The following is a 16716-nucleotide window of genomic DNA, read 5'->3' on the forward strand; positions in this document are numbered from 1 at the left end:
GGCCGTCTCAGCCTCAGTCGGTGGCCCGAAGGATGCCCTCCGCTTCGGGATGGTCGTAGACATACACCCGCAGTCGGTGGTACTGCTCGGCACACCTGCACGCCAAACCCCGATCCTTTTGGAAACTCAAGTCGCTGTAGGTGTACAGACAGCATGTGATCCCGAAGGCATCGGCGGACAGCGACCCCTCGAAACCGTTCTCGCAGATCACCGCGAAGGTCTCCTCGACGTCCGGAGCCATGTAGAAGCCTTGGTTGTCGAGCGCCCAGAAGGTCCAGTAACCGCCTTGGTAGTCGGCACTGAGCCTATCAGCGACGGTATAGATCGTCGGTTCCACCGGATAGGAGAAGTAGCGCCCGAAGATCTCGGCGGCATGGTGGACCCGCTTCTCGGTCGGTACCATCGTACGTGTCGTCATTGTTGTGTCTCCTACTTGGTTCGGCTCACTGCGTACCAAAAGATGCCGCTCAGGATCAGGGCCGCGACGAAGATTCCCGGATTCATCCAGAGCAGGAACCCCAGTGCGATCAGGGCCAAGCCCCGTGTCCTGGGGGCGGCTGAGGAAATCATCCCGATCAGCATCAACGCTCCGGCAAGGATGCTCATCGCGTCGGAACCTCGATATCGGTCCCGGCATCGATGAGTTTCCCGATCTCCGTCAGGAAGCCGCTCGGATCCGCCTTCGTATGCCCTCCGGTCTCCAGGGGCACCACCAGACCTTCAGCCTTCAGGACCGCCAGCAAGAAGCCGGGGGTATTGGCGCTTTTGCCCTTGCAGACCCCTGCCCGCTTGAGCGTTCCGGCTGTGACCGGGCTCTCCAGTGCCGCCTCAAGGGTGCTCCAGCTCACCCACTCCCGACCGAACAGGCCGCCCCCGGAGTTGCCCCAGATCCGAAAGCGGATCTCGGTGTCATAGCCGACGTGATAAGCAAGGTTCGATGCCCCGCTGAGACTGGGGCAGGTACCGACCTTCAGGACACGGATCGGTTTTGATACAGGTTTCTTTGTTGCCATTGCATAAGTCCTCTTCATGTAAGTTGGCTTTGTTGCCGTGTTACAGGTTTGCGTCGATCACCTCCCTCAGCGGGCCATTGACCCAAGGCGCATCAGGGATCAGGACCACTAAGCTGAACTCGTTGTTGGGAATGAAGACCGCCCTGAAATAGCCAACCTGATACTGGATCGCTTCCCATGGGATGGTGTGCAGGTAGTGATCACCCCAGAAGGGCCGATGGACGTCATCGGGCTCGATCAGGACTACGAAGCCCTCCTCCTCGGGGTTGTACTCCGGGTGACTGAAGGACTGGATGGCGTCCCGGATCAGGGGGTAGGCCGGGTGGGCTTCCGGAAGGTCGTCGTGCGACGTGAAGCGCAGCATGGTATTTTCTCCAGGCAAAAAAAAACCCGCCGAAGCGGGTATTGAGATGGTAGGGCAGTAGAGGCCCTTTATTGGTGAGCTGTGTTAGGGGTTTGTCGTAGTCGACATTAGATTTCCAAAGGCATCATATAGAGCAACGGCACACCTTCAAGATGGACTCGGGGACGTCTGGGCATGGGGGAAGTTTGGCAGAAATTAAACCTGACTCTTTTAGGACCCCTTTTAGTGGACCTTCGTGACTCTGACCTTCGGACTCGGACTTGGCCGCGCTTATGAACAAAGCTCCTCCGAATTGCGGAAACTTCAGTTACATTACTTATCGGTTTTAATTTCTTCTTCGAGAACTTGAAGGATTCCATCTCGAGTTATCAGTGTAACTACTTTGCGATTTATAGTAATCGTTTCGACCTTCTTACCGTTGGCCTTGTCGTAAAGCCAAGCCGCAAGCAAGCCAAGTTCAACATTTGTGCTGGCATCAACAATTAATTGCAAAACTTCGGGAAAGCCAAACGCTTTGCGCATAAGAGCGCCATCGTATTTCACCTTGAGTCCACCGGGAATTTCAACAATAGTTCCTGATGTAAGATACCCTTCGACACCAGCCATATCAAATTTGAGTTCTCTGTCATACGTTTCAATGTCAATTTCGATCATCATGGCGAGCACCTAACGTGTTATTGATTACAGGCATCATCTCATGGGCTGGACCACACGAGCCTAGTCCCACGTACACTTAATAAGGAAAGGAGTCGTAGTTAGAAAGCGCCCTTGCATTTACCTTAGGGCAGCGTTCTGCTTATAGCAACTTTCATGTCGAGCGATCGTGTAGGTCATACCTTCGCGCCAGTTGATAATGACAGCGTTGCCGCAGGTCGACGTATCAGCATGGCACAATTTTGTTTCAAGCGGTCCGGGCCGAGTGATTGCAACGCGAGCCATACCCGAGGGAACACTTGCGGCCAGTTCGTGATTAATGTAAAAATCTATCGGGTAGCAGTTCAGGTTCTCGATCTTGACCGAAATAGGTTCCAACGCTACTGGAAATGCGATCGTCGGGGCATCATTATTGCTCAAATCTAATTTTTCAGCTGCATCGTAATCAAATGTTCTTGATGTGTTTTGGGTGTCGCTCCACATACCAAAAAGCCATAACGAGACGATGCCAACCAATATTATAAGGATAGCCTTCGTTTTCTTTTTCTCGGCCTGGTCATATTGTGCAGCACAATAAAGGCAGAGTGTCCGAGGGCCATAGTAGGCTCGCACTGAGGGAGTGATTCGGCGCCCAAACGAAAGACCGATGCTATTCCCGGTCGCAACTTTTCGGCGACATCCTTGGTTTGGCGCAATATGCGCCCCGCACTGATAGCAGTTCGCCATTTATAGTCCGCCTTCGGATCTAATATTTAGAGTCAGTATTGTATTCAGTGTCAAACAAGCGGTCGGCCTAACATTGACTATCATAACCAAGCTTCAGAATCGAGAAAGTGTGCGCCGCATCGAAATAAATCCCAAGTGTGGGCGCTATCGTCAGGATCATGTGTAAGGTTCGGTTTGACTCTATGCTATAGCCAAAAAAGCCGAACCCCTCGATGCTCCAGGCAGCTTGGCTTGGTCTGTCGTTATAACGTTCGCTCCCTCCATGGCGTGGGCGGGAACTATAGCACGGGATTCCGGAGGCGGTCGTGGTCGACTTGGACCTTTCCGGGGCATCTGTAATTTTGTCGGGCTCAGATGAACTAGGGGGCGTGGCGCCAAATCCTGTGAAGCCGTTAAACTGGCGCGGATCGGAGTCACTCCGCGGCCTCTCAACGAGAAGCGCGGGCACGTCGACGGTACCAATGTCGCACTTCCCGACCGTCACACGCGTGCATGGATGCGAGAAAAGAGGTCGTGCCATTGATCGGGGTCAGCTAAATGGTGACCCCGCGGCCTTTGCTGGCTAATCTGTGGCCATCTTGCCGGCAGGAGAGCCCGCCCTAAGCTCAAGCCTTTCTCGAAACCTGAAGGCGACAGGAGCCGATGGATGGCTGAACCGCAATTCTTAGTGCGCAGCGCCACGGCACCAGAACTGGCCTACGGGTTAATCGATATATATTCTAGGCTTGGCCATAGTAGTGTTATGGCACCTTGGGCAAACATTATTGCCGGATGAATTATCATAAAGCATTATTTGAGGAGGGAATGTACACTTGCATAGATCAAAACCGAGTTCTTGCGCCGTAGATGATTCTGCTATGGCAAGGTCTTTTTCTGCTTTGGCGATTGCTCTCTCAATTTCTTCCTTGCTCTTGCTATCAGGCAAGAGGTCTTTCGTTTCTTTTGCCAAACCAAGCAGAGACTTAGCCGCGCCGAGAACCAGAGATATTTCTTCTATCATTTTGGAGCACCCATATTCTATGAATTTTGCTCATAGCCTGTATTTATTTGCTGCTTGCACCAAAGAAATTGGCGTCCAGAACGGAGAATCTGGTTGGGCTCCATGAATCATGACTCTGGTTAACTCAAGAACTTGGACTTACTGCTTCACCGTTCATGATTGATCCGACGTACGCGCTTGCTTTATCCATGGTATTGGCATATGTCGATACCATTCTTTCTACCCCACCATGAGATCCTAAAGGCACATCCTCATAGGGAGCCGCAATAAATCCGAAGTCCTCGAATGATCGGCTATCGCTGGATCCATTAGGCTTGAGTTGTTCTGTCGTCGTCGGGTCAAAGACGCTATTTCCATTTATTGAGTATGCCAAGGATAAAAAACCAGGTGCTTCAATCGGCACTATTAGACTTCGCGCCCTTACTTGACACCTTGCTAATAGCTGCATTCTCTTAATCTTGTCCCATCAACATATATCACGGATTTCTTATCGGAGAGCTTCCAATGCTCTTCACGTTTGGGATCCCGATTATCCTCGGTGGCACCGCATAACTGTTCTACAAGGAACCCTTTGTCGATCTCCGAGTGATGATCAATTTTGCATCCATAATCAGCGAGCGGGTACCCGATGTTCGGGTACTCTATCACGAGGATTGCGTCATCCATGGATATGGTATCATCGCAATAGTAACCGTCTGGAAATGGAAATTTGGTATTTGGCGGCATTTGCATATTCTGCATTATTGTATCGGCAAGAGCAGTACCTCGCACCGCGGCCGAATCTGGCGTACAGCACCCCACGAACCAACGCGTCTTCCCGTCACGCGTGATGGTCAACGTCCCTCGACCGAACATAAACCCGTCGACTGGGAGATCGGGGCAGGGATCAGCCTCGAATCGAAACGTTATGCGGTTTGAAGGGTTTTTGCCGGCGATCAGGAGGCCGTAAGTGTAACCCTGTGCAAGTTCGACCGAGGTAATGGGGTGTTGCTCACGCATGCCATCGACTTCAACGGACAAAGCTGTGCGCGTCCAGTTCAGGAACCAGTAAGGCTCGAACCCGCTGCAACTTCCGGCAACCGGGGTCAAAGAGTACCCGATGGTTTCAAACTCGGCGGGCCGCAGATAACGCTCGGCGACCCATCCGCCGCCGTCACCGGCGATCTCGCGCCATGCAGTATCACCAACAACGCGTCTTTCGCCGACTGTCACCAATGTCCCAGGAGCCAAACGGTCGATGACAGCAGATTGTGCAGATGGTGCTGCGCGCTCGTTAAGCGCGTCACCCGGAGAAAGGGGACCCACCACCATATAGACTGGCGACAGGGACGCCGTTCCTGGCCCGCTGACGTGATCCTGGAGTGTTACGTCCGGCTGTGCAGCGGCTACGACGTTGGCCGGAGTTGGAACTTCGGGCTTCGGCGCAGCCTCAGCCTCAGCCTGCTGATCAGCAAGTAGCAAGCTCTGCTCGTCGTTTGGAACCGGGACCGTCTCGTCGTCTCTCGGCGCAACAAGGTTCATCCACTGCCAAAGCTCCAAGGTCGCAAATCCGATCAAGAGATTCTGGGCTTCACCGTCGATTTCGATCGCCGTTGGCTGGATATACCGCGTGCTGAGGTTCACGAGCCATTGGATCGTCGCTTTCTTCGCCTGTCCTTTGAACGTGCGCTGGATGTCGAGCTGCACGAGTCTCAGGCTTGTTGCGACATCTTCGCGCGCGGGAATACCTGCCCTCCACTGCAACGATCCTCTGGCACCGGCCACCGCTGCCGCCCAGTCCTCGATCGTGGTCGTGGCTCCTTCGAGTTCGACAATCGATTGCTGAACCAAAGTAATCGCTTGCGTGTTGCTCGTTTCGCAAGACAGCAGCGTGAGGCTGAACAGAAACGCGATGACCAGGGTCATTCGTTTCGACAACGGTTTTCGTTGCATCCGTTTGCTAAATTTCAGTTGGTGGCTTGATGTCTAGGGAATTGGTGGAGACATAGGGTCTTGAAATCACTTCTTCCGCTGCGCCTAAGATCCTGCGAGGATCCGCTCAGCTCCGCGGCGGTGATCTCTGCCTGCTCGGACTTCGAGTAGATCGTCACCAACAGGATATCATCGGCTGTATGCAGGTAATAAATGATCCGAAAACCCCCGCGCTTACCCCGGACAGCGGCGGAGTTTTTCACACGCACATTGTAGAAGACATAACCGACGCCCAGGATACGGTCGCCCTGGGTCTCGCCGGTATCAGGCAGCGGCATTGGCCCGGACAGGTCAGGATAACCATCTGAGGGTGTCTCCGGAACCAGCCGTAAGCCAAAAGCTTGGCAACAAAAATACCGAACCCCTCGATCTCCAGGTGGTTCGGCTCTTGCTGTCTTCGTCGAGTCCATGACGTTTGTTTCCTCCGTGGCGTGTGCGGGAAATATAGCACAGGATTCCGGACGCGGTCGTCAGGTCGCAGATCACCCATCCTCTTCCTACTCCCCGCCCCCGTCAAAGCGTACTAATCGAAACCTCATACACCCCCCCAACCACCACAAACTCATCCTCCCCCTTCAGCATCCCCGGCAGCAACCGATTGAAGAAGAAGATCTTCGGCAAAGGTACCTCCGCGATCAGGATGTAGTCCCCGAACTCGTCGGCACGCTCGCGGCTGCTGGTGAAGCTGTTGAGGTTGTTGAAGAGGACGCGATAGCGCCCGCTGCCGAGGGTTTCGAGGATCTCGTGCTCGTCGATGCGGTTGATGCCTCGGTAGAGGCTGAGGTGGGTCTCTTCGGGGTGAGCCTGGAGGAGCTCGTACTGACAATAGGTATAGAGGAGGTCGAGCTGGGCCTCGAGGGCGTTGGTGGCGTAGAGGCCGCGGGTGCCCTCGGCGACGTAGTGCTGGTACGCCTCGCTGTTACGTCCTTGGAGCGGGCCGGCGTGGTGTCGGGCGAGCAGGCCGAAGCGGCTCTCGACCCAGCGTTTGAGGATGGCGCCTTCGCGGCCGTCCGAGTCGAAGGACCAGCCGCGCGCCATGCGCAGGTAGTTGGCGTTGACCCGTTTCTTCTTGGTCTTTCCCTTCGCGAGTCCGGCCTCGTCGAGATGATCAAGAAGGAAGTGGGCGCTGACGTAGTCCTGAAAGGCTTGAGCGCGTGCCGCGTGTTGCGGGATCGGCGCGAGCGTGCGGAAGAGGTCCGCGTGGAAGTGGCGGATACCGTCGAGCTCCAGGGGGACCGGGTGTTGCTGGTAGGTCAGGCTGCCCAGGATCACGGCCGGCAGGTTGCAGCGATTGATGGGGAGACGGGCGTTGGCCGGGAGCGTGGCGGGTGGCGGTTGTTCGGTTTGTCGGTTGTTGTCCATACATGCCTTGCGGCTTTGTCGGGGATGCCACCAAACCGGCGACATCCGTAGGCGATACGAAACTCCATTTAAAACAGTATTATGGAGCGCATTGGCGTGGTTGGCACATGGTTTGCCTTAAGGCTCGTGAGGCAAATTTGTTCAACGCCCGCGAGAGCGGACCTACAGGAGACCATCCATGGCTATGCGTCAATGTGCCATCTACGGCAAAGGCGGAATCGGCAAGTCCACCACCACTCAGAACCTCGTAGCCGGTCTCGCCGAGCTCGGCAAGAAGGTCATGATCGTCGGGTGTGACCCCAAGGCGGACTCCACCCGTCTGATCCTGCACGCCAAGGCACAGAATACCATCATGCAGATGGCGGCCGATGCCGGCTCGGTCGAAGACCTCGAGCTGGAAGACGTGCTCAAGGTCGGCTACGGCAACATCAAGTGCGTCGAGTCGGGTGGCCCGGAGCCGGGCGTGGGTTGCGCCGGTCGCGGTGTCATCACGGCCATCAACTTCCTCGAAGAGGAAGGCGCCTACGAAGATGATCTGGACTTCGTCTTCTACGACGTGCTCGGCGACGTGGTCTGCGGCGGGTTCGCCATGCCGATCCGCGAGAACAAGGCGCAAGAGATCTACATCGTATGCTCCGGCGAGATGATGGCCATGTTCGCGGCCAACAACATCGCCAAGGGTATCGTGAAGTACGCCAGCTCCGGCTCGGTGCGTCTGGCCGGCCTCATCTGCAACAGCCGCAACACCGCCCGCGAAGACGAGCTGATCATGGAGCTGGCCCGTCAGCTGGGCACTCAGATGATCCACTTCGTACCGCGCGACAACGTCGTTCAGCGTGCCGAGATCCGCCGCATGACGGTCATCGAGTACGACCCCAAGTCCAAGCAGGCCCAAGAGTATCGCGACCTGGCCAACAAGATCATCGAAAACAAGAAGTTCGTGATCCCCACGCCGATCACCATGGATGCGCTCGAAGATCTGCTGATGGACTTCGGTCTGATGGACGGCGAGGACGAGAGCATCGTCGGCAAGACCGCGGAAGAAGAAGCGGTTGCTGCCTGAACCGCGCTTGTCGGTGACATGTGATGTCTTCGTAGGGATTGGGCCTTGGTGATCCCTGCTGCCCTCGGTGGGGCGCGGTTCAGGATGATTGAAAACTCATTGATGAGTTGGCGTGGCTTGGCGATGACGGGTGTGGGAAGCGAGGTCTCGCTTCTATGAAGACAACGCAGGTTATGCCGGAGCAGGTTTCCTGCGGGGATTGTTGTTTTGAATGGACGCGGCGGATCGATGCCGCGCTCCCTTGTTCATCCATTTCTCAACGCGCGACCGTCGGCGGATTTGCCGCGGCGCCGAATCGAGGAAAGCCAGTATGTCAGCATTGACTCGCGAAGAGACCCAGGCACTCATCCAAGAGGTGCTCGAGGTCTATCCTGAGAAGGCGAAGAAAGACCGCGCCAAGCATTTGGCGGTCAACGACCAATCGGTCGAGCAGTCCAAGAAGTGCATCACCTCCAACCGCAAGTCCTTGCCCGGTGTCATGACCGTGCGCGGCTGTGCCTACGCCGGCTCCAAGGGCGTGGTCTGGGGTCCGATCAAGGACATGATCCACATCTCGCACGGCCCGGTCGGCTGCGGTGCCTATTCGCGCGCCGGTCGTCGCAACTACTACGTCGGCATGACCGGCGTGAACACCTTCGGCACCATGAACTTCACCTCGGATTTCCAGGAGAAGGACATCGTCTTCGGCGGCGACAAGAAGCTCGACAAGCTGATCACCGAGATCGAAGGTCTCTTCCCGCTGAGCAAGGGCATCAGCATCCAGTCCGAGTGTCCGATCGGCCTGATCGGCGACGACATCGAGGCGGTCGCCAAGAAGCAGAGCAAGGCGCTGAACAAGCCGGTCGTGCCGGTGCGTTGCGAGGGTTTCCGCGGCGTGTCCCAGTCCCTGGGTCATCACATCGCCAACGACGCGATCCGCGACTGGGTCATCGGCAACCGTGACGGCGACGAGTCCTTCCAAATCGGTCCCTACGACGTGGCCGTGATCGGCGACTACAACATCGGCGGCGACGCCTGGTCCTCGCGCATCCTGCTCGAAGAGATGGGTCTGCGCGTGGTGGCTCAGTGGTCCGGAGACGGCACCCTCTCGGAGATGGAGCTGACCCCCAAGGTCAAGCTGAACCTGATCCACTGCTACCGCTCCATGAACTACATCTCCCGTCACATGGAAGAGAAGTACGGGGTGCCGTGGATGGAGTACAACTTCTTCGGCCCGACCAAGATCGCCGAGTCCTTGCGCAAGATCGCCGCCTTCTTCGACGAGACCATCCAGGCCAACGCGGAGCAGGTGATCGCGAAATACACGGCCGAGTACGAGGCGATCATCGCCAAGTACCGCCCGCGTCTGGAAGGCAAGCGGGTCATGCTCTACGTCGGCGGTCTGCGTCCGCGCCACGTCATCGGCGCCTATGAAGACCTCGGCATGGAAGTGGTCGGCACCGGGTACGAGTTTGCCCACAACGACGACTACGACCGCACCATCAAGGAAATGGGCAACGCGACCCTGCTTTACGACGACATCACGGGCTACGAGTTCGAAGAGTTCGTCAAGAAGGTCAAGCCCGACCTGATCGGCTCCGGCATCAAGGAGAAGTACATCTTCCAGAAGATGGGCATCCCCTTCCGCCAGATGCACTCCTGGGACTATTCGGGTCCGTACCACGGCTATGACGGCTTCGCCATCTTCGCCCGCGACATGGACATGACGATCAACAACCCCTGCTGGAAGCAGATGCAGGCACCTTGGCAGCAATCCGCCGAGCAAGAGGCCGCACCGCTGGCCGCCAGCGCCTGATCTCGAGCCTCCGGCCACCAGCCGCCAGCCACCCGCCTTTCGTCGCCGGCAACCGGCTGGAGGCCGGCGGCTGGAGGCTGGCGGCTCGAAAAAGACACCGAACTCAGTCCCAAGCATGTCGTCGTCCGCGGATTAGCGGCGCGGCAGGAGCACACCCATGAGCCAACACATCGACCAGATCAAACCCAGCTATCCCTTGTTCAGGGATGCCGACTATGTCGACAACCTTGCGAAGAAGCGCGACGGCGTGGAAGAGCGCCACTCCGACGAGAAGATCGAAGAGGTCTTTCAGTGGACCACGACCAAGGAGTATCAGGAACTCAACTTCAAGCGTGAGGCCCTGACCGTCAACCCGGCCAAGGCCTGTCAGCCGCTCGGCGCCGTGCTCTGCGCGCTCGGGTTCGAGAAGACGCTCCCCTACGTGCATGGCTCGCAGGGCTGCGTGGCCTATTTCCGCACCTACTTCAACCGTCATTTCAAGGAGCCGATCGCCTGCGTGTCCGATTCCATGACGGAAGACGCAGCGGTCTTCGGCGGCCAGAAGAACATGATGGAAGGGCTGGAAAACGCCAAGGCCCTGTACAAGCCCGAGATGATCGCGGTCAGCACCACCTGCATGGCCGAAGTCATCGGCGACGACCTCAACGCCTTTATCGGCAACGCCAAGAAGGAAGGGTACGTCCCGTCCGAGTTCCCGACCCCGTTCGCGCACACCCCGAGCTTTGTCGGCAGCCATACGACCGGCTGGGACAACATGTTCGAGGGGATCATCCGCTACTTCACGATCAATGCCATGGAGGACAAGGTCGTCGGCTCCAACGGCAAGATCAACCTGGTCCCCGGTTTCGAGACCTATCTCGGCAACTACCGCGTCATGCACCGCATGATGCAGGAGATGGGCGTCGACTATAGCCTGCTGTGCGACCCGACCGAGGTGCTCGACACCCCGGCCGACGGCGAGTACCGCATGTACGATGGCGGCACCAGCATCTCCGAGGTGAAGGACGCGCCGAACGCGATCGACACCCTGCTGCTGCAGCCCTGGCAGTTGCCGAAGACGCGCAAGTACGCCGAGATCACCTGGAAGCACCCGGTCAACGCCATCAAGATCCCGATGGGTCTGGAGTGGACCGACGAGTTCCTGATGAAGGTCTCCGAGTTGACCGGCAAGCCGATCCCCGAGTCCCTGGCGAAAGAGCGCGGCCGTCTGGTCGACATGATGACCGACAGCCACACCTGGCTGCACGGCAAGAAGTTCGCGCTCTACGGCGATGCCGACTTCGTCCTCGGAATGACCAAGTTCCTGCTCGAGCTGGGTGCCGAGCCGACGCATATCCTCTGCAACCACGCCAACAAGCGCTGGAAGAAAGAGGTTGAAGGTGTCCTTGCCTCGTCGCCCTACGGCAAGGAAGGCAAGGTCTACACCAGCTCCGACCTCTGGCACTTCCGTTCGCTGTGCTTCACCGACAAGCCGGACTTCATGATCGGCAACAGCTACGGCAAGTTCATCCAGCGCGACACCCTGCACAAGGGCAAGGAGCATGAGGTCCCCTTGATCCGGATCGGCTTCCCGATCTTCGATCGGCACCATCTGCACCGTATGACCACCATGGGCTACGAGGGTGGCATGTACATCCTCACGACCCTGGTCAACGCGGTCCTCGAGCGTCTGGACGACGAGACGCGCGAGATGGGCGTGACGGACTACAACTACGACCTGGTGAGATAGTCCCGCTCGGGCGGCGCGGTGCGCCGCCCGAGAGCTGAACGTTCGGCAGACCCATTCAAGACGACGAGAGGCAACCCACTGATGCCCAATGTGATGATTCGTAAAAGCGACGCGGGAGACCTGCTCTTCTATGTCGCAAAAAAGGACATGGAGGAGACGATTGCCTCCGTGGAGCTGGATGACGCCGAACAATGGGGCGGCGAGGTGGAGCTGACGGACGGGTCGCGTTGGTATATCGACCCGATCAGCCCGCCCCCCGCATTTCCGACGACGCTGCGTTTTAAGCGCGGCGAAGAGTAATCAGGAGAACTGACATGGCCCTGAAAATCGTACGTGAGCTCTGCACCGCCTGCGGTGACTGTGAGCCTTTGTGCCCGACGCAATCCATCACGGCCTGGAAGGGTGTTTACCGGATCGATGCCGGCACCTGCAGCGAGTGCGAGGGCGACGGCGAGCCCGGCGTGCCCCAGTGTCTCGATGCCTGCATGGAAGAGGACTGCATCGTCCCGGCGTGATGATTATCGAACAAGGACGTAGGATGGGTAGAGCACGGCGAAACCCATCCTCCAGACTCCGGCGTCATCAGGTCTGAACCTGGTCGGTTCGTTGCTGCAGGCGGTCTGTGGGTTTGGGTGGCGAGAGGATGGGTTTCGCTGCGCTCTACCCATCCTACGGGTAAGCGCTGGGTGGCGAGAGGATGGGTTTCGCTGCGCTCTACCCATCCTACGGGTTAGCGTTGGGTGGCGGGAGGATGGGTTTCGCTGCGCTCTACCCATCCTACGGTTGAGCTTTGGCGCAATCGTATTGTGCTCGAGGCTTGCGACCGGCTTCATTACGAATCAGACTGGGTCTAATCCGATGTCAAACGACTCTCTTACCGACGATATCGCTCTGCGCATCGGCCTGGCCGCACGCACGCTGCCCGAACCGGATCCGGCACGCTTGATTCGCGTCCTCGCCGATGCTGTGGGCCTGCCGCCCACCGCGACCACGCTGGACACCCTGCGGGTGAAGGATCTCAAGCAGGCTGCGGACGGCGAGCTGGCGGATCTGGATGCGGATCTGCTCAAGTCCATACTGGCTATCCTCAAGGGCGAGACCGGTCAAACGGTCGCCCCGGCTCCGCCGATCGAGCCCTATACCGAGGGCGACATGCCGGGCTCGGTCCGCGTCGCCTGTGCGTCGAACGGCGGGGATGAACTCGACGGACACTTCGGGGCCGCACGGCATTTCCTGGTCTACCAGGTCTCCGCAGACGAGGTCCGTTTGATCGATGTGCGCGAGGTCGACGAATCCGGCACGGTCGAGGACAAGAACGGCCAGCGCGCCGCCTTGATCGCCGATTGCCAGGTGCTCTACGTGGCCTCGATCGGGGGGCCGGCGGCGGCCAAGGTCGTGAAGACCGATATCCACCCCATCAAAGACGCGGCCGGCGGCAGCGCGCGCGAGCGCATGGTCGCCCTGCAGCGCATTCTCGGCGAGAAGGCTCCGCCCTGGCTCGCCAAGGCAATGGGCCAGACGCCCGAGCAGCGGGTCAGGTTTGCGCGCTCGGAGGATGCGGCATGATCGCGGAGGAGCGCCTCGACCAGATCACGGAGGTGGTGCGCCGCGCAGGTCTCAACGCGGAGACCATCGGCGCCTTGCGCGAGGCCTTCGCGGATATCCACTTCACCCATTGCAGCGATGACGATATCGGCGTCAGCAAGCCGGTACGCGCCGCCGACGGCTTCAACCTCTACCTCGTCGATGGGCGGGAGCATTGCCTGGTCTTGACCGACGATCCGGCGAACGCCACCGGTGTCGTCCTTGCCGAGGTCGAAGAGGAAGATTGACCGGCGCGATGCCGGGCCGCATCCTCCTCCCATCAGGTTTTGATCAGACTCGGGGCGGCCGGCAATGGGCAAGCGATCAAGCAAGTGCTGCAAGCGATACAAGACGGACAAAGCCTGCAAGAAATGTCCGCGAAAACGCTCGAGGTCCTAGCCGGGAGACGCCCGGACACCCGCCCGCTCCCTGCACGGCGCCGAACGCCTTCGCGCCGCGCCGCCTTGTCTCCTTCAGTGTTAAAATCCGCGCGCTCCGGGCCGGACCTCATCTTGCCGGCGACGATGGTGTCCAAACCCGAATCGATCCTCACGACATGCTATTTATTTCGCCCGGCTTGGGCGATCAATCTGGTGGAGAAGCCCCATGAAATGCGCAATGTTGGTGACCGGCAACGGTCCGATCGTGATCGTCACCTCGTATGACTCGCTCGAGAACCCCGACCTGCTCGAACGGCTGAAAGATAAAGGCATCCCGAAATTCCTCGCCTACGAGATCCCGATGGAGCTGGCCCAAGAGCGCTACAAGGGCCATTTCGAGAAGGTCATGAACGGGTTTACCGAGTCGGACAGCCTCCGGGTGCTCGACCACAACGGACATCGCGCCTTCAATCTCTTCACCTGGGCGGAGCTCGGCACCCCTCTCGCCCACGAAAGCCCGCTGGACGATCTCTACCACCACCACTGAGGCGATGTCCGGGAATTCATATCCCGACGAAAGGCAGTGTTCATAACATAAGCTCGGCCGGTAGAGTGGACGAGCGAGAGCGAAGTCCACCGATCTCCGCACCGCCGCTGGTGGACTGCGCTACCGCTTGTTCACCCTACCGCTGCGATTGGCAACGTGGCCGGGTTGATGGGCGAGGCCCGACGACACACGCCTGCGAGACGATCGCTCCTCCCCGGGAACTCGCCTGCTCAGATCTCCCGAGCCGGGCTCAGAGCAGGCTGTAGGTCACGGTCACCCCGGCCATCACGATGGCCATGATGCTCATCAGCTTGACCAGGATGTTCAGGCTCGGTCCGGAGGTGTCCTTGAAGGGATCGCCGACCGTGTCGCCGATCACGGACGCCCGGTGTGCGCGCGAGTTCTTGCCGCCGTGATAGCCGGACTCGATGTATTTCTTGGCGTTGTCCCAAGCGCCGCCGGCATTCGAAAGAAAGACCGCCAGCACGAAGCCGCTCGCAAGCCCTCCCATCAGCAGGCCGATCACGCCCGCGACACCCAAGACCAGGCCCACCACGACCGGCGCGATGACCGCCAAGAGTGCCGGCAGCACCATCTCGCGCTGCGCTCCGACGGTGGAAATGGCGACACAGCGCTCGTAATCCGGCTGGGAGGTTCCCTGGAGGATGCCCGGATCTTCGCGAAACTGCCGGCGCACCTCTTCGACCATCATGATGGCTGCGCGCCCGACCGCCTGGACCGTCAATCCGCTGAAGACAAAGGCGACCATCGAGCCGATCAACAGGCCCACGAGGACGGTCGGATTGAGCAGGGTGACATTGAAGAAGGTCATGAAATCGGTCAGGGTCGCCTGAGCCGTCGCAACGGTCGCGCCGTTGCCGAGCGTCAGGACCGTCTGCCCGACATTCACCAGCTCGATACGGATCACCTCGATATAGGAGGCGATGAGTGCGAGCGCGGTCAAGGCCGCAGAGCCGATCGCGAACCCCTTGCCGGTCGCCGCCGTCGTGTTGCCGAGCGAATCCAGCGCGTCGGTGCGTGCCCGCACCTCGGCACCCAGACCGCTCATCTCGGCGTTGCCGCCGGCATTATCCGCGATCGGCCCGTAGGCGTCGCTGGCGAGCGTGATACCCAGCGTGGAGAGCATCCCGACCGCCGCGATGGCCACGCCGTAGAGACCGAGGTTCATCTGGGTGAGATCGAATCCGGAGGCGAAGAGGAAAGCCAGCATGGTCCCGGTGCCGACCGCCAGGACCGGAATCGCGGTGGACAGCATCCCGACGCCGACACCCGCGATGATCAAGGTCGCCGGTCCCCCTTCGGCCTGAGCCGCGATGAGCCGGGTGGGTCCGTAGCTGGGCGACGTTGAATACTCGGTCGAGCGTCCGACGATGATACCCGTAACCAGGCCGGTCACCACCGCACCCCAGATGCCCCAGACGTTCGGGATTCCGAGCAGCAGCAGCAACCCCGCGGAGGCCACGACGATCATGAGCGCACTGGCGTTGATGCCGCGCGAGAGGGATCCGAGCAGATCCTTTTGGGTCGCACCCTCCTTGGTCTTGACCAGATACACCCCGACGATCGAAAGCAGGATGCCGATGCCGGCAATGGCGATGGGCGCAACCACGGCCTTCATTTGGAGCGTGGGGTCCAGGACATAGGCGGCCGCCCCGAGCGCGGAGGCGGCAAGAATCGAGCCGCAATAGGACTCGAACAGGTCGGCTCCCATGCCGGCGACATCGCCCACGTTGTCCCCGACGTTGTCCGCGATGACGGCCGGATTGCGCGGGTCGTCCTCCGGGATGCCGGACTCGACCTTACCGACGAGATCGGCACCCACATCCGCAGCCTTGGTGAAGATACCGCCGCCGACACGCGCGAACATGGCCTGCATCGAAGCACCCACGCCGAACGTCAGGATGGTTGTGGTGACCAGCACCATGCGGACCCCTTCTCCGGCTGCGCTGTCCGGGACCAGCAGGTCGGCCAGGATGAACCAAACCACGATGTTGCCGAGCCCGAGCCCGACCACCACCAACCCCATGACGGCACCGCTTCGGAACGCGATCTTCAGCGCCTCCGGGAGCGAGGTCCGGGCGGCCGCGGCCGTGCGCGTGGAGGCACGGGTCGCGGTCTGCATGCCGAAATAGCCGGCGAGCGCCGAGAAGAAGCCCCCGAAGACGAAGGTGAATGGCAGCCAGGGGTTCTGGACGTGGTAGTAGTAGGCGAGTACGCCGAAGACGATGGTCAGGACCAAAAACACCAGGAACATGATCTTGTACTGCTGGCGCAAATACGCCATGGCGCCGTGGCGCACATGGTCTCCGATCTCCTGCATCAACGCGGTTCCCTGGTCCTGCCGGAGCATCTCCTTGAAAAACTTCCGGGCATAGATCATCGCCAACAGCGCGGCGATCGGTGCGATCCAAAAGACAGGCTCGTTCATGGGTATTCCAATGGACGTGGGAGGCCAAAAGAACCCGCCGCCGGAGGTGCGTCGGGCAGGATCCGAGTCGGGGACTCAG

General features: G+C 59.1%; 19 protein-coding genes. 8 read left to right on the forward strand and 11 right to left on the reverse strand.

Features of this window, described 5'->3' with window-relative positions; translation table 11 throughout:
• Positions 1-13: 13 nt before the first annotated feature.
• The 10 genes from BDD21_RS27695 to BDD21_RS02620 all read right to left on the reverse strand — a co-directional run bounded on the left by BDD21_RS27695 (position 14) and on the right by BDD21_RS02620 (position 7090).
• Positions 14-418, reverse strand: coding sequence for an antirestriction protein (locus BDD21_RS27695; protein WP_170164670.1), 405 nt, complete (start codon positions 416-418; stop codon positions 14-16).
• A gap of 11 nt (positions 419-429) precedes the next feature.
• A complete protein-coding gene (locus BDD21_RS27700) occupies positions 430-606 on the reverse strand; it encodes a hypothetical protein (RefSeq protein ID WP_170164671.1) in 177 nt (58 codons plus the stop codon).
• Positions 603-1013 carry a hypothetical protein gene (locus BDD21_RS02595; RefSeq protein WP_120795816.1) on the reverse strand — a complete coding sequence of 137 codons (411 nt, stop codon included), beginning with the start codon at positions 1011-1013 and terminating at the stop codon, positions 603-605. The genes BDD21_RS27700 and BDD21_RS02595 overlap by 4 nt, the downstream gene beginning before the upstream one ends.
• Positions 1014-1053: 40 nt before the next feature.
• Positions 1054-1377 (reverse strand): hypothetical protein, encoded by a 324-nt coding sequence (locus BDD21_RS02600; RefSeq protein WP_120795817.1) that lies wholly within the window; start codon positions 1375-1377, stop codon positions 1054-1056.
• Between the two features lie 312 nt (positions 1378-1689).
• Positions 1690-2034, reverse strand: a complete 345-nt coding sequence (locus BDD21_RS02605) for a hypothetical protein (protein WP_147430979.1) — start codon at positions 2032-2034, stop codon at positions 1690-1692.
• 117 nt (positions 2035-2151) lie between these two features.
• Entirely contained in the window at positions 2152-2757 is a 606-nt protein-coding gene (locus BDD21_RS27355; RefSeq protein WP_147430981.1) for a hypothetical protein, read from the reverse strand.
• Positions 2758-3460: 703 nt separating this feature from the next.
• Complete coding sequence (locus BDD21_RS27360) at positions 3461-3757, reverse strand: hypothetical protein (RefSeq protein ID WP_147430982.1); 297 nt, start codon at positions 3755-3757, stop codon at positions 3461-3463.
• A gap of 435 nt (positions 3758-4192) precedes the next feature.
• The gene (locus tag BDD21_RS02610; protein WP_170164672.1) at positions 4193-5662 is read right to left on the reverse strand and encodes an SH3 domain-containing protein; all 1470 of its coding nucleotides are present in this window, start codon (positions 5660-5662) and stop codon (positions 4193-4195) included.
• Positions 5663-5703: 41 nt separating this feature from the next.
• Complete coding sequence (locus BDD21_RS28185) at positions 5704-6138, reverse strand: hypothetical protein (RefSeq protein WP_211334960.1); 435 nt, start codon at positions 6136-6138, stop codon at positions 5704-5706.
• A gap of 103 nt (positions 6139-6241) precedes the next feature.
• Positions 6242-7090 carry an NAD(+)--dinitrogen-reductase ADP-D-ribosyltransferase gene (locus tag BDD21_RS02620; RefSeq protein ID WP_120795820.1) on the reverse strand — a complete coding sequence of 283 codons (849 nt, stop codon included), beginning with the start codon at positions 7088-7090 and terminating at the stop codon, positions 6242-6244.
• A gap of 178 nt (positions 7091-7268) precedes the next feature.
• Between BDD21_RS02620 and nifH the strand changes: the two genes are divergently transcribed.
• The 8 genes from nifH to BDD21_RS02660 all read left to right on the forward strand — a co-directional run bounded on the left by nifH (position 7269) and on the right by BDD21_RS02660 (position 14188).
• On the forward strand, positions 7269-8153 hold the full coding sequence (nifH, locus tag BDD21_RS02625; RefSeq protein WP_120795821.1) for a nitrogenase iron protein: 885 nt from the start codon (positions 7269-7271) through the stop codon (positions 8151-8153).
• A gap of 310 nt (positions 8154-8463) precedes the next feature.
• Positions 8464-9948, forward strand: coding sequence for a nitrogenase molybdenum-iron protein alpha chain (gene nifD, locus BDD21_RS02630; RefSeq protein WP_120795822.1), 1485 nt, complete (start codon positions 8464-8466; stop codon positions 9946-9948).
• 157 nt (positions 9949-10105) lie between these two features.
• Positions 10106-11677 carry a nitrogenase molybdenum-iron protein subunit beta gene (gene nifK / locus BDD21_RS02635; RefSeq protein ID WP_120795823.1) on the forward strand — a complete coding sequence of 524 codons (1572 nt, stop codon included), beginning with the start codon at positions 10106-10108 and terminating at the stop codon, positions 11675-11677.
• A gap of 81 nt (positions 11678-11758) precedes the next feature.
• A complete protein-coding gene (gene nifT / locus BDD21_RS02640; protein WP_120795824.1) occupies positions 11759-11977 on the forward strand; it encodes a putative nitrogen fixation protein NifT in 219 nt (72 codons plus the stop codon).
• A 14-nt stretch (positions 11978-11991) separates the two neighbouring features.
• Positions 11992-12192, forward strand: a complete 201-nt coding sequence (locus tag BDD21_RS02645; RefSeq protein ID WP_120795825.1) for a 4Fe-4S binding protein — start codon at positions 11992-11994, stop codon at positions 12190-12192.
• Positions 12193-12535: 343 nt separating this feature from the next.
• Entirely contained in the window at positions 12536-13243 is a 708-nt protein-coding gene (locus BDD21_RS02650) for a dinitrogenase iron-molybdenum cofactor biosynthesis protein (protein ID WP_120795826.1), read from the forward strand.
• Positions 13240-13509 (forward strand): DUF6129 family protein, encoded by a 270-nt coding sequence (locus BDD21_RS02655; protein ID WP_120795827.1) that lies wholly within the window; start codon positions 13240-13242, stop codon positions 13507-13509. The genes BDD21_RS02650 and BDD21_RS02655 overlap by 4 nt, the downstream gene beginning before the upstream one ends.
• Before the next feature lie 358 nt (positions 13510-13867).
• Positions 13868-14188 carry a hypothetical protein gene (locus BDD21_RS02660; RefSeq protein WP_120795828.1) on the forward strand — a complete coding sequence of 107 codons (321 nt, stop codon included), beginning with the start codon at positions 13868-13870 and terminating at the stop codon, positions 14186-14188.
• 250 nt (positions 14189-14438) lie between these two features.
• On the opposite strand, the gene BDD21_RS02665 is transcribed toward BDD21_RS02660, so the two are convergent.
• Complete coding sequence (locus tag BDD21_RS02665; protein ID WP_120795829.1) at positions 14439-16637, reverse strand: sodium-translocating pyrophosphatase; 2199 nt, start codon at positions 16635-16637, stop codon at positions 14439-14441.
• Between the last annotated feature and the right edge of the window lie 79 nt (positions 16638-16716).

It is taken from the genome of Thiocapsa rosea (genome assembly GCF_003634315.1).
Classification (GTDB): domain Bacteria; phylum Pseudomonadota; class Gammaproteobacteria; order Chromatiales; family Chromatiaceae; genus Thiocapsa; species Thiocapsa rosea.